Genomic DNA, 14082 nt, shown 5'->3' with positions numbered 1-14082 from the left:
AGTCCATCAGAGGAGCAAGCCGGGCACCAATGGTTTTCGCAACGAAAACCCGTCCGCCCACGCCGCGGATAGCGCGAGCTGATCCGCTCGGTCATTCGCCGTGTTCGGCGCTTCGGAACTATCAATTCGTCCGAATTTGATGCGCAGCGTGTCCAGTACGCGGATGAGGATGTCCGTCTTGCCGGTGTTGTTGAAGACCTCGCCGGCGGCTTGGCCCTCGAAGTGGCTGTTCAGTCCGATGAGAAGAAGATTCCGGATCTCCTCCTCTCCCATCTTGGCGCTCGTGCCCGGAGCCCGCTCCAGCGCGTTTCGCTGGTTTCGCAGCACTTCGAGGGCGGCAATTGAAGCGAAAGCCAAGGGTTTCACTGGACCGGCGTCAAGTTGGATGACGCGGGTATCGATCAATCCTCGTTGGGCCGCCAAAGCCAGCGCAGCGCGTCAGGCAGCAGGACGCCGCCGTGGTTGGGGCTGTGGCCGCCGTCTCCCAGGACAAGGCGGAAGTCGTAGCCCGCTTCGGCGAGAGCGGCTGCCACGCGCAGGTTTTCGGCGAGCCAGTTCCACTGCGGCTCATTCCAGTGCAGGTCGCGGTGACCGCCTTGCATGAAGATGCGCAGCGGCTTGCGGGGGACACGGGAGATGAGGTCTGGGTAGGGATTGCCGTCCGGCATCTGCGCGAAGCTGGACAGGTATCCGATGACGCGGCGGAACTTGTCCGGACGCAGCCACGCTGCGGTAAAGGCGCAGTTGCCGCCGCTGCTCCCGCCGCAGATGCCCCACCTTTCGGGCGACTGGGCGAGGGTATAGCGCTCCGCAACCTGCGGGATGATCTCGGTAAGGAGGAAGGTGACGTACTTGTCGTCGAAGGCGTCGTACTCGTTGTTGCGGTTCTTCGGATTCTCCGCATCGGGGAAGACGCCAGGATCGACGAAAACGCCGATGGTGACGGGTATGTCGCCGCGGTGAATGAGGTTGTCCAGGACGATCGCGCCGCGTACCTCACCTGTGGGGTCCAGGTACCACCATCCGTCCTGGAACACCATCAAGGATGCCGGTTCCGCTGGGTCGTACTGTGCAGGCACGTGCACCCAGAACTTCCGGAAGGTTCCCGGGTAGACCTCGCTGTCCCTCCACTCGAGTTCGACCGTCTCCCCAGCGGGCACACCCGGCTGTAGAGCGGAATCGGGTCCGTGGATGTAGCGCACGTCGGACTGGTCGATCGGAAGCGGCTGGTAGGGCATCTCCATGGTCACGGGCAGCAACCGTAGGGCGATCACCACCCTTGGTCGCAAGGGGTTTACGTTCAGATGCTCCACCTCGCAGCTTCAGTGCGAGGTTGGAAAAGGCTCAATGATTGGTTCGGAGAACAGCGAGGCCTTGTTGTCGGTGCGGCTGGAAGCGCGTGGGTTCGGTATGTCGGTGGGGACGGTCCGCGATGGTGACTTCTGACCGGAGGCGGTCTGAAGGCTGGAGGTGTGGAGACCGAGGCCATCAGCGGTTGCGCGGCGTGCCGCACCGCCTGGGCCCGGTGTCAGTCCCATAAATCCGTTGACGGGCACGCCGCCCAGCTCCGACGATCAGGCGCATGCCTGCCGCCGCCCTGGCCCCTCTGCGCTACCGCCCGTTCCGTCACCTTTTCATCGGAACGACGGCCAACCTGCTCGGCAGCGGAGTGGGGCCGATCGCCCTGGCCTTCGCCGTGCTGGACGCCACCGGCTCGGTCGGCTCGCTCGGTTTGGTGTTCGGCGCCCACTCCCTCACCAGCATCCTCTTCCTGCTGTACGGCGGGGTGTTGGCGGACCGGCTGCCGCGCGGCCCGCTGCTGGTCGGCAGCAGCGTGGTCTGCGCCGTGAGCCAGGCGGTGATCGCCGCCCTGGTCCTCACCCACAACGCCGCCATCCCCCTGCTCATGGTGCTCGCCGCGGTCAACGGGGCGTCAGGTTCCTGCTACCAGCCCGCCGCCCAAGCCTTGCTGCCCCAGACCGTGCCGGCCGAGTCCCGCCGCGCCGCCCTTGCACTCTCCCGCATCGCGGGCAGCAGTGCGGTGGTCGCGGGTGCCTCGCTCGGCGGCATACTGGTCGCCGCGATCGGCCCGGGCTGGGGCCTGGCCGTCGACGCGCTCAGCTTCGCGCTCGCCGCCACGTCCTTCGCCATGGTCCGCGTACAAGCCGCGCCGCCCGCGCCCAGCCCCGGTCTGGTTCATGAACTGCGCGTCGGCTGGCGGGAGTTCACCTCCCGCAGCTGGGTGTGGGTGATCGTGGTGGCCTTCTGCTTCCTCAACGCCGGCCTCACCGCCTCGTTCACCGTCCTCGGCCCGGCCGTCGCCGACTCCACCGAGATCGGCCGCAGCGGCTGGGGCCTGGCCCTTGCCGCGGGCTCGCTCGGCGCGGTCGCCGGCGGCGTACTGTCGCTGAGATGGCGGCCCCGGCGCGCGATCCTGGTCGGCTGCGCGCTGATGGGCCTGACGGCCACGATCCCGCTGCTGCTCGCGCTCGCCCCCTACACCTGGCTGCTGGTCGTGGCCAACTTCGTGGCAGGCGTGGGCGGCGAACAGGCCGGCGTCGCCTGGTACTCGACCCTCAACGAGCAGATCCCAGAAGACCGCCTTGCCCGCGTCTACGCCTACGACGACCTCGGCTCCTACCTCGCCCTCCCGCTCGCCCAGTTCGCCGCCGGACCGGCCGTACTCCTCCTCGGCCTCCAGGCCACCCTCTACGCGGCCGCCGCGCTCATCCTCCTCGCCACCCTCGCCATGGTCGCCACCCCCTCCATCCGCGCCCTGGTCCCGAAGACCGCAGAACCGCTGCCCGCCTCCGGCAATCCGGTGCCTCGCTGAGCTCGATCCACAGCCGCACTTCCTCCGACATGTGTTCGCGCCGTTCGCCGGTCTCGGTGCGTACGGCCCGGAGAGGCATGGGCGGCCTCGTGCTGCATATCGGTGGTCTGCATGGGATCCTCCCGTGTCAGCCGGGCTGTCGGGCTCCCCGCAGTTGCCGGTCCGGCGCCTGATCGCGAGCCCGCCGCCCACCAGGAAAGCCGGGTGGTGTCCGGCGCCGTCGCCGCCGGGCCACGGCATCATGGCAAGCAGTAGCGGTGCGGCCGAGGCAGAGATGACCAGCAAGAGGGAAACTTGGCGGTCCTGCGAGGGGGTGGCCGTTGTACCTCCTCGACCAGATCGCCTCCACGCTGGACCTTGAACGCGTCGAGGACAAGCAGAAGATCAGAAGCAGAAGCAGAAGCAGGAACAGGTGGCCGCCCTGGCCTACCGCATCATCGACACCGGAGCTGACGGGGCGATCATCGTGAGCCCCTCGGGCTCCAAGAGGGCGCCGTCAAGGTCGCGGAGGCTGAGAACATCCTCGGCCGGCTCGGCAGCATTGCCTCGCCGGAGCGCTCGCCGTCCGAATCCCGGCAGGTCGAACACCGGCTTCTGACAGGTCAAGAAGCGGGGCCGTAGGCCACTGAACGCCGAAGGGGAGACGCCGTCTTGCGACGGCGCTCGGCGTCGGCCGCTTCGACCTCATCCACACCACCGGCGTGCAGCCGATCAGCGCCCGGCTGCGTGCCGTCGGGCTGTACGGCACACAGGTCCTCCCGATGGTCCGCGACCTCCTCGCCGGTCGGCACCCCGAACGGAACGGACATGACCAGCACAGGTATCGGAACCGTCGGCATCCTGGGCGCGGGAAAGGTCGGCACCGTGCTCGAACGGCCGGCCCGTGCGGCCGGCTACCGCGTGCTCATCGCTGGTTCGGGCGGCCCCGTCGAGATCGCCCTCACCGTCGAAGTCCTCATCCCCGGCGCGGTACCGGTCACAGCGGCTCATGCGGCGGCGAAGATGCTTCGCCGGCAGCACGGCCCGGCCGGCTCCTCCAGCGAAACCCCGCTGATGCTCCCGGGCAGCGGACGGGGCCCGGAACCTCGCCGCTCCGGAGCACAGGTGCCCGCCGGTCGCAACACTGCTCTACCCACCCACCTGATTGACATGTCATCTACCTTCCTTTTAGATGAGATGACGCATCAACCAATCCGTGTGGGACCGTCTCTGCGGGACCGCACCGCCCGAACGCAAGAGGTACCTGTGAACGTCACTCTTTGGGCTGTCGCGGCCCTGCTCGCTCTGGTGTTCCTAGGGGCCGGCGCTGCCAAGCTCGCCCAACACAAGGAGAAGCTCGTCGCATCCCCCTCCATGGGCTGGGCCGAGGACTTCTCCCCGGCGATGATCAAGACGATCGGCCTCCTGGAAGTTCTCGCCGCACTCGGGCTGATTCTGCCCGCGGCGGTGGACATCGCTCCGGACCTCGTTCCGCTGGCCGCCTCCGGCCTGGCACTGACCATGTTCGGCGCCGCCATCACGCACAGTCGGCGCGGAGAGCTCCAATCGGTCGTCGTGAACGTGGTCCTGTTCGCCCTGACCGTCTTCGTGGCCTGGGGCCGCTTCGGTCCGCACGCCTTCTGACAGCAACAGACAGAGAAAAAGGGGAAGCACACATGCCCGCGATCACCGTGGACAACGTCCTGGTCCTGCCGCGCCTGCCGGAGCTCAACCCGGCCGACACCGCCTTCCGGCCCGTCCGCAGCCTGACGACCGCCCAGCAGGGCTTCGAGGGCGAGGGCTTCCCGGTCCGCCGCGCCTTCGCCGGAGTACCGCCGACCGAGCTCGACCCGTTCATCCACATGGACCACATCGGCGAGGTCGAGCAGGCCCCCGGCGAGCCCATGGGCACCCCCTGGCATCCACACCGCGGCTTCGAGACCGTCACCTACCTCATCGACGGCGCTGTGGAACACCAGGACTCCAACGGAGGCGGCGGCCTCATCACCGACGGCGACACCCAGTGGATGACCGCGGGCTCCGGAATCCTGCACATCGAGCAGCCTCCGGAGTGGCTGGTCCAAAGCGGTGGAGTGGCCCACGGTGTGCAGCTGTGGGTCAACCTGCCCCGCGCCAAGAAGATGAGCCCCCCTCGCTACCAGGACATCCGCGGCAAGCACACCGGGCTGGTCACCACTCCGGACGGCGGTGCGCTCATCCGCGTGATCGCCGGGGACATCGCCGGACACACCGGCCCCGGCGTCACCCACACCCCGATCACCGTCGCGCACCTCACGATCGAGCCCGGCGCCCAGGTCGACCTGCCGTGGGACCCGACTTACAGCGCACTGGTCTATGCGCTGGCAGGACACGGCACGGTGGGTGTCGAATCCCGCCCCATCCAGGAGGGCCGACTCGCCGTCCTCGGCTCGGGTGACGCGCTGCGCGTGACCGCCGACGCCGCACAGGAGTCCCGCTCCGCCAAGCTGGAGCTCTTCGTCCTGGGCGGCCTCCCGATCCGCGAACCCGTCTTCCAGTACGGCCCGTTCGTAATGAACACGCGCGAAGAGGTACAGCAGGCCTTCGAGGACTACCAGGCGGGGCGTTTGGGCGTCATCCCCGCCGAGCGCCTCCCCCACACGCCCTGAACCTTCGCGGGGGAAAGCCCGACCAAGCACAGGCCAGATGCGCGCGGCATCCCAAGTCCTCCACGTCGACGGGGACGCCCGGTCGCCATCTCCAGCTTCATAGCCAGTCCACGGCCAGTCTGAGGGAGCGCTGAGATATGTCCAAGCAGCCGCATGAATTGCTCTTCGGAAGTTTCATCACGCCGAGTGCCAATCGGGTCGATCAGGTCGTGGCGCTCACCCGGCTCTCGGAACAGGCGGGGCTCGACATCGCCACGTTCCAGGACCACCCCTACCAACCGCGGTTGCTCGATTCCTGGACGCTGATCTCCTACCTCGCCGCTGCGACGAGCCGTATCAAGCTGGCGCCCAACGTGATGAACCTGCCGCTGCGCCAGCCGGTAGTGATCGCCCGCAGTACCGCAACGCTGGACCTGCTGAGCGGTGGACGGGTCGAACTGGCGCTGGGGGCGGGCGGATTCTGGGATGCCATCGAAGCGGTCGGCGGCCGGCGGCTGACACCCGGCGAGTCCGTCGACGCCCTCGAAGAGGCCATCACGATCATCCGTGAGATCTGGGACGCCGGGACGCGCGGCGCCGTGCGCAGGGACGGAAACCACTACCACGTCGCGGGCGCCAAGCGGGGCCCCGCGCCCGCCCACGACATCGGCATCTGGGTCGGCGCGTACCGACCGCGGATCCTGCGGCTGGTCGGCCGGGTCGCCGACGGATGGCTGCCCAGCCTGCCCTACATCGAGGGTGGGCTCGCCGGACTCGCCCAAGCCAGCCGCCACATCGACGAGGGCGCCGAGGCGGCGGGCCGGGATCCCTCATCCGTGCGCCGACTCCTCAACATCGGCGCCCCTACCGCTGCCGGCAACCCCGGGGTCCTCGGCAGATCACTCACCCAGTGGGCCGAACAACTCGCCGAGATCACCCTCGACCACGGCGTCACCGGCTACATCCTGGGCGGCGACGACCCCACCGCGATCCAGCAGTTCGGCGAAGAAGTCGCACCCCAAGTACGGGAACTGGTCAGAAAGGCCACAACCTGACCAACCCGTCCCGACGTCGGCGCGCCTTGAGCAGCGTCGTGGGGAAAACGGGAGATGTCGGGGGGTGCACTACCTCTCCTCGATCCTCACCTTGGCCTCCCGGATGCGGCGGGCCGGGGTCGACTGCCGAAGTGAGCAACCACGCGTTCGCCGACCACGGCCTGAAGCGCATGGAACAGCTGCGCAGAGCGCCCGACGTTTCCAAGAACCCGTTCCTCATGAGCGCTTCGACAGCTCCACCAGCGCGTCCTTGATCTCCGCCTGGTGAGAGGAGCACAGCGCGGCAAGCAGAGTGATCCGCACGTCCTCACTCGTGTCGCGGAAGTCCGAGGGGTACATCTTGATCGCCCGCGCGCGCCACACGGCCAGCAGCTTCTCCGAGCAGTCCGCGAACAGCCCGTCGGGCAGACCGAGTTTGCGTACGTCGTTCAGCTTGGTGATCTCCGTCAGCAGCGAGTCCAGCCCGACGGCGACCGGGTCTCGCTTGAGCGCGGCCAGCAGGGCGGTGCCGTCCTCGTTGTCCTCCCCGACCAGAGCCAGCAGCCGGGCCGTGCCCGCAGCGCCCAGTCGTTCGATGGTTCGGATGCAGAACGTCTTCTCCCACCGGCCTCGCGTGGCGACCAGGGCCTTCTCGATCCGGGTCCGGTCCGGAGGCTCGATCTTCCTCTCCCGGCACTCCACCATCAGGGCCTCGCGCTGCCGGTCCTCGACCAGTTCGCACCTCTGCGGCCAGCCACCCCGTCAGCTCTTCCTCGTCCGCGAGGGGCGACGGCCGGAACCCCAGCGCCTCGCGGATCTGCTTCCGGTGTCGCTTCGCGCCCGCCAGATCGTACTTCGCAAGCTCGGCCGCCGACACCTTGACCAGACCGGCGACGTAGTCGACGGCAGACTGCGGGAGCTCCTCGATGAACTCCGGGAACCGGCCTTCGATCTCGAAGAACTTGAGCATCAGGCAGAAGCCGAGCCGGGTCGTTCCGGACTTGTTGGCCACCAGGTCCCAGTCGCCATCCACCAGCGTCCAGCACGCCACAACGCCTTCCGGCGACCACTCCTGTCGCACACCATCGCCCTGCCGTCGAACTGTCGGTTCAACCGATCAGCCAACGACAGGGCCCAGACGGAGGCGGCCTCTGCCGTCGGGCTGCCCAGCGACGGCAGAGGCCGCGTCCAATCAGTTCAACTCGAACTTCGAGGCGTTCTCGGCCAGCCAGTCGTCGAAGCTCTTCAGCTTCGGGTTCAGCTCCTTCAGCCGGTTCAGATCACGGGCACCGGTGAACTCCCGGTCGAAGTCGCCGTAGTACTGGAACATGTTCCCGAGCTCTTCGGCCGCAGGAATCTCCAGGGTGCGGAAGAAGTCGTAGGGCACGGACTGGAAGCGCACTGGCTCGCGCAGCGCCGCCGCCAGCTTTTCCGCGTACTGCGCACCGGTCAGATGGTCGCCGGCCAGGCTGACGGTCTGGCCGATGAAGGGCGTGCCGCCCTTGAGAATAGCGAAGGCCGTCCGGCCGATGTCCGCCACGTCCACTCCGGCCAGGAGCTTGCCGTCCTCCAGCGGCATGGTCAGGGTCAGTACGCCGTCCTCACCGCGCTGGGGGCCGAGGCCCTGCAGGAAGCCCTGGAAGTAGAAGGTCGTGTTGAGGAAGGTGGTGGGCACCCCGGCCTGCCTGAACAGCTCGTTGGCCTCGCCCTTGACGTCGAAGTGCGGCACGTTGTACTTCTCCTGCAGAACGGGCATACGGCCGTCCTCCAGCGGGAGCAGCTCGCGCGTGTCCTCCAGTGTCGACCAGACGACGTGTCGCAGTCCCGCGGCCGCGGCGGCGCGGACCAGGACCTCGATCTCCTCCCTCTCCTTCGCTGCCGAACCGTGCGCCCAGAAGTTGGTGACGAGGAAGGCGCCGTAGGCACCCTCGAGCGCCTGGTGCACCGTCGGCTCGTCGTGGAAGTCCGCCCGCACGACCTCGGCCCCGAGCGCCGCGAGCTCCCTGGCCGCGGGCGAGTCGGGATTCCGGGTGAGCGCGCGGACCGTGAATTCCGACTCCGGGTCGGCCAGGATCGCCCGTGCGGCACCGCCGCCCTGCGCACCCGTTGCTCCAGCGACCGCGATGATCTTCTTGTTGCTCATGGCAGCTGTCCTTTTCGGAAGAGACTTATCGTTGACGCATCAACCAAGCTATCGCGAATCGGTTGACGCATCAACTCCCCGGGCATACGACAGATGGACCACGATCCCCTGCAGCACAGGCTCTGCGGTCACGGTGAGCATGGTCCGCAGCCTGGGCATCTTCACGATCCACCGCACTGCCATCCAGGTCCACCTGTGCAGCTTGCACCAGCCCCAAGTGCCCCGCTGCCGGTGCGGGAAAAGACCGGGCCGTTGCCGTACAGGCCGCACGCCGTCGACCTGAACCACCCGATGGTGCACCACCACTCCGCAGGCCAGCGTTCGCATGCGGACAGCCGGCCGAGGCGTTACAACATCACGGAGGATCCGCCTCCAGCCGACCCAGGATGCGTTCACAAAGAACGGTGAGCACGTTGAGCTCTTCGGGACCGAGGGAGTCGATGACCAGCCGACGCACGGTGGCGACATGCTGGGGGGCGGCCGCCTCGATGGCCGTGCGGCCCGCGGGGGTGACGACCACGTGGACGCCGCGCCCATCCCTGGGGCAGTTCTCCCGGGTCACCAGACCGCGTTCGGCCATACGGCGGAGGTGATGGGACATGCGACTCCGCTCCCAGTCCACCGCCCGGGCCAGCTCCTGAAAGTGCCGCCGGCCGTCGAGTCCGTCGGTGAGGGCCACAAGGACGACGTAGTCCGCGATGGACAGGCTCCCGCAGTCCTGCAATGCGCGTGCCAATGCCCCGGGGAGCTTCTGATGTACGCCGACGAAGGCGCGCCAGGCGCGCTGTTCGGACGGGGTGAGCCAGGGTGTCTTCTCCTCCATACGAATACACTGTAGACGATGGTTGACACATCATCCTTCGGCAGTGATAGTTGATGCGTCATATACATGGCCAACAACCCGCGTGTTGCACATATCGGAGGCAATCCTGTGAACGAGTTCCCGAAGACCGGCCTCGACGCCCTGCTGACCCCCGAGAACAGCGTCCTGCTGCTGATCGACCACCAGCCGTACCAGTTCGCCAACGTCAACAGCCACGAGCCGACGATGGTCGTCAACAACGTCGTCGGCCTGGCCAAGGCCGCCAAGGGCTACGGCGTCCCCACGATCCTGACCACGGTCGTGGAGGAGCGCGGCGGCCTCCTGATCCCGCAGATCCAGGAAGTCTTCCCGGACCAGAAGCCAATCAACAGAACGTTCATCAACACGTGGGAGGACCAGCGTGTGGTGGACGCCGTGAAGGCCACCGGTCGCAAGAAGCTGATCATCGCCGGCCTGTGGACGGAGATCTGCGTCGCCATGCCCGCCCTCCAGGCAGCCGGCGAGGGCTTCGACGTCTACGCCGTCACCGACGTCTCCGGCGGCGTCTCCGCCGAGTCCCACGACATGGCCGTGCGGCGCATGGTTCAGGCCGGGATCACCCCGATCACGTGGCAGGTCGCCATCGCCGAGTGGCAGCGCTACTGGGCCCGGACGAATCTCATTGCGCCCGAGGACCAACTGGCCGTTTTGGCCCACGGCGGCGCCACCGGGGTGGTGACCGCCTGGGAGATGCAGCTTCTCAACACCCCTGTCCCGGACGTCACCGCCGGAGCGTAAGTACGAACCATCACGGGGCGGCGCCTGCGACGGTGCTGCCCCGTGCTCGACCGCTGCGGAGACTTTCGTGCACCCGTCCCGTATACGGCTTCCTCGATGGCGCGGTGCCAGGGGCCATCGATCGGCGTGAGTCACCCATACCCCAGGCACCGAACCACACCTGTTCAGTCCGTCGAGCCAGAAGGGTGCCGCCATGGCAACCTCGACCGCCGTGCCCCTCGTAGTTCCTCCGAAACTGATCGCGACGGACCTTGACGGCACGCTGCTGCGCAGCGACGGAACACTGTCGGACCGCACCCGGGCCGCCCTGACGGCGGCCGAGCGGGCCGGGATCCGCGTGGTGTTGGTCACGGGCCGACCGCCGCGCCGCGTACCGGAGTTGCTGGCCACCATCGGACCGCATTTCGTCATCGCAGCCAACGGTGCGGCCGTATACGCCCCTGACGGAACCCTGGCGCACATGTCCCCGATCCGGCCCCTGGCGGCCAGCCGGCTTGTCACCCGCGTGCGCAGGGCGCTGCCCGGCGCCGCCTTCGCCGTCGAATACGACAACGGCTTCGGCCACGAACCGGCCTATCCGACCTGGTCGTTCGGGGAGGAGGCCGCCGAACCGGTCGACACCGCGGGGGAATACCTCACCCGTATACCGGGCACACCGGTGCTGAAGATCCTGGCCCACCACCCGACTCTGCCCCTCGACGACTTCTACGAGGGGGCTCGGCGCGCCGCGGGCAGCAATGCCGAAACCACCTATTCCACCGGACTGTCGCTGGTGGAGTTCAGCGCGCCCCGCGTCACCAAGGCCACCACCCTGCTCGCGTGGAGCGGCCGGCTCGGCGTCGGCAGCGACGAGATCGCCGCCTTCGGCGACATGCCCAACGACCTGCCCATGCTCACCGCGGTGGGTCACTCGTACGCCATGGCCAACGGCCATCCGGACGTCCTGCGAGCAGCACGCCATCGCGCCCCCGCCAACGACGAGGACGGCGTCGCCCAGGTACTGGAACGGTTCGTCGACGCACTCGTACGCCTACCGGACCGGCACATGCCGGTGTCGACCGTCAGGGAGTTCCGCCGGCCGTGACGAGGGCCTGGGCGGCTCAAGATTGACACGGTGCCGGGCTATGACTTCCTCGCTCGGCTGCTCCATCCCCATCTCCCCTTACCTCATTTTGTGCTCTCATCAGGCCCCTTGGAATCGATCATCTAGGCTGCCGCGGTGACTGGTGAGCAGGAGCGGGTGCAGCCGTCGGGAGTGTGGGCCACGGCGGTTAGGGTGGCCAGAGTGCGGGCGCTGGAGACAGAGCGGGAGAACGCGCTGTTCCGCGACCCCCTGGCACGGGCCTTCGCCGCCGCCGGCGGCCTGTGGCCCTCCTCGCCGCCGCTGCCCGATGACGAGGCCGCGCAACGCCGACGGCTGGCCGTGTCGTTCTCCATCGTCATCAGGACGAAGTTCCTCGACGACCTCTTGCAGCAGGCCTCCGCGTCCGGGGTCCGGCAGATCGTGCTGCTCGGCGCCGGCATGGACAGCCGGGCCTTCCGGATGGACTGGCCCGAGGGCACCCGGCTGTTCGAGGTCGACACCGCCGCCCCGCTGGACTTCAAGGCTTCGGTGCTGCGCCAGGAGCGGGCCATCGCACGCTGCGAGCGGATCACCGTGGCAGTGGATCTGCGTGAGGACTGGCCAGCCGCGCTGGCCGCCGCAGGGCACGACCCGGCCGCGCCGACCGCCTGGATCGCCGAAGGACTACTGATCTATCTGCCCGAGGAGGCGGTGGAGCTGCTGATGGCCCGGATCAGCACGCGGTCGGCGGCAGGCAGTCGGATGGGGCTGACATTGGGCTCGCGCGGCGTGATCGAGCGCTTCGGCGCGGACGCCGCGCCGGGATCGGCGGCGTCCATGTGGATCTCGGAGATGCCCGACGACCCGGTGGGCTGGCTGGCCGGGCACGGCTGGGAGGCCGACAGCCACACCCTGCGCGAGCGCGCTGCCGCCTACGGCCGCCCGATCAGCGCCCCGCCGCGGCCCGACGAGGGGCCCGGCGGACTGATCTCGGCGGTCCGCCGGTAGGGCGCCTCCCCGTTCCCTATGCCTGGTCAACCACTCGCTTCACGACGTTTCCGCAGCTCAGCACAGGTGCACGATCGGGCGTTGTGCCCATCCTCTGTGCTGGAGAGGCGACTTGACCGGCAGAGTTGAACGGGTTGACCGGCAGAGCTGAACGGGACGACTCCCCGTCGCCAACAGGCCCGGTGGCGGCGAAAGGCTCGGCAGGGCTTCAGCCCGTGCCGCCTGACCGGCAGCTCCCCCGGATGGGTGAGCGCACTCCGTCCATGACCTGCGTTCACGCCTGCCTCGGTCGGAGTGTGCGCCCCAACGCCTCCATGGCGCTCCCTCGTTGGGATGGTCTGCGGAACGGGGCCTGTGAGGGGCGGCGTGTGCGGCGGGATTGTGGGTGTGGAGTCGCCGCTGCCCTGGTGCAGCACAGACGGAAGGGGAACCTCTCGTGATCCGTACGACCGCACGTTGGTGGGCCAGCCTTCTGGTGGCGCTGGCCGCAGTGTTTGCTAACGCACTGCCGGCGGTGGCCGCGCTGCCGCCGCAGCAGAACGTTCCCACCCTGGAGGCAGGCGGCCCGGCCCAGTCCGTGGTCTACCCGCCCGACCACGAGGTCTACTCACCCGGCTACGTCTACGTCCAGGCACCCCCGCACACCCGCATCGTCGGCCTGGACCTGGCCTGCTCCGGCGACCACTCCTGTTCCACCAGCATCGCTCCCGACGGCCAGTCCGCCCAGGGCCACTTCACCGGCGAGAACACCCACTTCGACGCCCCTCACACCATCGACCTGGTAGCCGACAGCGACGCCCCCTACGAAGGCGGCACCTTCACCGGCAGCTACTCCTTCAAGGGCGACACCCAGCCCCTGACGGTGAAGATCGCCCCCGGAACCCCCGGAGACCTCGCCGCCCGCCTGCGCAACACCACACCCATCGGCGACGGCGTCCGCGTGGTGAGCGTCGACCCCGACAGCTCCACGTCCCGCACCCTGCTCCCGGGCGACCGCATCGTCGCCTTCGCCGGACAGGACACCCCCACCGCCAACGACCTCGACCGCGCCCTGCGCAATCGCCGCGCCGGCGGCACCTTCCCCGTCGCAGTCATCCGCGACGGCAACCGCATCACCATCCCCGTCACTCTCGACCCCGCCTGACGGCGACGGATGCAGCCCGAAGGGGACCGATAGCACGCGCGCAACGGAGGGGGCCCGGCCGGTGGCCAGGCCCCCTTTCCATCCAGATCCTGCGGTTCTCATCCACCTTGTCAGGGCGCAAGTTGTCGAAGTTGCGGGCCTCGTCGTTGCCGGCGTCTACGCTGACGCCGAACACGCCGCCCTGAACGACGTGGCCGCCGCTGGCCTTGACCGGCTTCTCCGAACCCCGCTGAACCAGCACACTTCGATCAACTTCCCGCGATGTCTCCCTCCGCTGCCCTCCCGAGTGCACAAGGAACAGGCAAGCGATCGGGCCCCACTGGGGGCTTCGCAACTGACGTGCGACACCGGTTGTCGACAATTTTGGGCAGCACCTGATGATCACAGATCAGAAAATGTCGATGAGAACTGACACCGGTCAGGTGGCCTCCTGGTCGGCGCCGGCTGCTACTCCTTCGGCGACGACACCCTGTGGGGCGTCAACCGCCGCAAGAAGAGTGCCGTCGGCACGCTGGCCGCGCTGAAATCGACCCGTGACGCCCGGCCCGACGACGCCCCGATCTACGTGAGCCTGGACAACCTGTCCGCCCACAAGGGCACCGCCATCCGCCGCTGGGCCAAGAAGAACCAGGTCCTGCATCCGCCGGGCGG

Annotated in this window: 13 protein-coding genes and 2 pseudogenes; 9 read left to right on the top strand and 6 right to left on the bottom strand. The window is 68.2% G+C overall.

Annotated elements, in window-relative coordinates:
• Positions 1-6: 6 nt before the first annotated feature.
• Both ACH4G3_RS18230 and ACH4G3_RS18225 read right to left on the bottom strand, forming a co-directional pair.
• Complete coding sequence (locus ACH4G3_RS18230; RefSeq protein WP_397625417.1) at positions 7-405, bottom strand: hypothetical protein; 399 nt, start codon at positions 403-405, stop codon at positions 7-9.
• A complete protein-coding gene (locus tag ACH4G3_RS18225; RefSeq protein WP_397625517.1) occupies positions 402-1244 on the bottom strand; it encodes an alpha/beta hydrolase in 843 nt (280 codons plus the stop codon). Before ACH4G3_RS18225 ends, ACH4G3_RS18230 begins: the two co-directional genes overlap by 4 nt.
• A gap of 338 nt (positions 1245-1582) precedes the next feature.
• On the opposite strand from ACH4G3_RS18225, the gene ACH4G3_RS18220 reads away from it, so the two are divergent.
• From ACH4G3_RS18220 to ACH4G3_RS18205, 4 genes are all read left to right on the top strand, one after another.
• Positions 1583-2833, top strand: a complete 1251-nt coding sequence (locus ACH4G3_RS18220; protein ID WP_397625416.1) for an MFS transporter — start codon at positions 1583-1585, stop codon at positions 2831-2833.
• 807 nt (positions 2834-3640) lie between these two features.
• On the top strand, positions 3641-4456 hold the full coding sequence (locus tag ACH4G3_RS18215; protein ID WP_397625415.1) for a DoxX family protein: 816 nt from the start codon (positions 3641-3643) through the stop codon (positions 4454-4456).
• A 32-nt stretch (positions 4457-4488) separates the two neighbouring features.
• Positions 4489-5460 (top strand): pirin family protein, encoded by a 972-nt coding sequence (locus tag ACH4G3_RS18210; protein WP_397625414.1) that lies wholly within the window; start codon positions 4489-4491, stop codon positions 5458-5460.
• 137 nt (positions 5461-5597) lie between these two features.
• Positions 5598-6494 carry an LLM class flavin-dependent oxidoreductase gene (locus tag ACH4G3_RS18205; protein WP_397625413.1) on the top strand — a complete coding sequence of 299 codons (897 nt, stop codon included), beginning with the start codon at positions 5598-5600 and terminating at the stop codon, positions 6492-6494.
• A gap of 216 nt (positions 6495-6710) precedes the next feature.
• Here the strand turns inward: ACH4G3_RS18205 and ACH4G3_RS18200 are convergent, their stop codons facing one another.
• The 4 genes and pseudogenes from ACH4G3_RS18200 to ACH4G3_RS18185 all read right to left on the bottom strand — a co-directional run bounded on the left by ACH4G3_RS18200 (position 6711) and on the right by ACH4G3_RS18185 (position 9439).
• Positions 6711-7178: a hypothetical protein gene (locus ACH4G3_RS18200; protein ID WP_397625525.1), complete on the bottom strand. Its 468-nt coding sequence runs from the start codon at positions 7176-7178 to the stop codon at positions 6711-6713.
• Positions 7179-7260: 82 nt separating this feature from the next.
• Positions 7261-7506, bottom strand: a pseudogene (locus ACH4G3_RS18195) (DUF4158 domain-containing protein); the annotation flags it as partial.
• A 159-nt stretch (positions 7507-7665) separates the two neighbouring features.
• Positions 7666-8616, bottom strand: a complete 951-nt coding sequence (locus ACH4G3_RS18190; RefSeq protein WP_397625412.1) for an NmrA/HSCARG family protein — start codon at positions 8614-8616, stop codon at positions 7666-7668.
• Between the two features lie 355 nt (positions 8617-8971).
• Positions 8972-9439: a MarR family winged helix-turn-helix transcriptional regulator gene (locus tag ACH4G3_RS18185; protein ID WP_397625411.1), complete on the bottom strand. Its 468-nt coding sequence runs from the start codon at positions 9437-9439 to the stop codon at positions 8972-8974.
• Positions 9440-9547: 108 nt separating this feature from the next.
• Between ACH4G3_RS18185 and ACH4G3_RS18180 the strand changes: the two genes are divergently transcribed.
• The 5 genes and pseudogenes from ACH4G3_RS18180 to ACH4G3_RS18160 form a co-directional block, all read left to right on the top strand.
• Positions 9548-10216 (top strand): hydrolase, encoded by a 669-nt coding sequence (locus ACH4G3_RS18180; protein ID WP_397625410.1) that lies wholly within the window; start codon positions 9548-9550, stop codon positions 10214-10216.
• 193 nt (positions 10217-10409) lie between these two features.
• Positions 10410-11300, top strand: coding sequence for an HAD family hydrolase (locus ACH4G3_RS18175; RefSeq protein WP_397625409.1), 891 nt, complete (start codon positions 10410-10412; stop codon positions 11298-11300).
• Between the two features lie 135 nt (positions 11301-11435).
• Positions 11436-12287, top strand: coding sequence for a class I SAM-dependent methyltransferase (locus ACH4G3_RS18170; protein ID WP_397625408.1), 852 nt, complete (start codon positions 11436-11438; stop codon positions 12285-12287).
• Positions 12288-12723: 436 nt separating this feature from the next.
• On the top strand, positions 12724-13431 hold the full coding sequence (locus ACH4G3_RS18165) for a PDZ domain-containing protein (RefSeq protein ID WP_397625407.1): 708 nt from the start codon (positions 12724-12726) through the stop codon (positions 13429-13431).
• Positions 13432-13870: 439 nt separating this feature from the next.
• Positions 13871-14065, top strand: a pseudogene (locus ACH4G3_RS18160) (IS630 family transposase); the annotation flags it as partial.
• Between the last annotated feature and the right edge of the window lie 17 nt (positions 14066-14082).

Source organism: Streptomyces afghaniensis, from assembly GCF_044327915.1.
GTDB lineage: Bacteria > Actinomycetota > Actinomycetes > Streptomycetales > Streptomycetaceae > Streptomyces > Streptomyces afghaniensis.
The sequence above is the reverse complement of the archived record's forward strand: the minus strand, read 5'-3'. Positions and strand labels throughout refer to the sequence as shown.

Excerpts from the sequence above, each read along its gene's own strand:
- ACH4G3_RS18225 (WP_397625517.1), bottom strand. The coding sequence starts at position 1,244 with ATGGAGATGCCCTACCAGCCGCTTCCGATCGACCAGTCCGACGTGCGC.
- ACH4G3_RS18220 (WP_397625416.1), top strand. The coding sequence starts at position 1,583 with ATGCCTGCCGCCGCCCTGGCCCCTCTGCGCTACCGCCCGTTCCGTCAC.
- ACH4G3_RS18215 (WP_397625415.1), top strand. The coding sequence starts at position 3,641 with ATGACCAGCACAGGTATCGGAACCGTCGGCATCCTGGGCGCGGGAAAG.
- ACH4G3_RS18210 (WP_397625414.1), top strand. The coding sequence starts at position 4,489 with ATGCCCGCGATCACCGTGGACAACGTCCTGGTCCTGCCGCGCCTGCCG.
- ACH4G3_RS18205 (WP_397625413.1), top strand. The coding sequence starts at position 5,598 with ATGTCCAAGCAGCCGCATGAATTGCTCTTCGGAAGTTTCATCACGCCG.
- ACH4G3_RS18200 (WP_397625525.1), bottom strand. The coding sequence starts at position 7,178 with ATGGTGGAGTGCCGGGAGAGGAAGATCGAGCCTCCGGACCGGACCCGG.
- ACH4G3_RS18190 (WP_397625412.1), bottom strand. The coding sequence starts at position 8,616 with ATGAGCAACAAGAAGATCATCGCGGTCGCTGGAGCAACGGGTGCGCAG.
- ACH4G3_RS18185 (WP_397625411.1), bottom strand. The coding sequence starts at position 9,439 with ATGGAGGAGAAGACACCCTGGCTCACCCCGTCCGAACAGCGCGCCTGG.
- ACH4G3_RS18175 (WP_397625409.1), top strand. The coding sequence starts at position 10,410 with ATGGCAACCTCGACCGCCGTGCCCCTCGTAGTTCCTCCGAAACTGATC.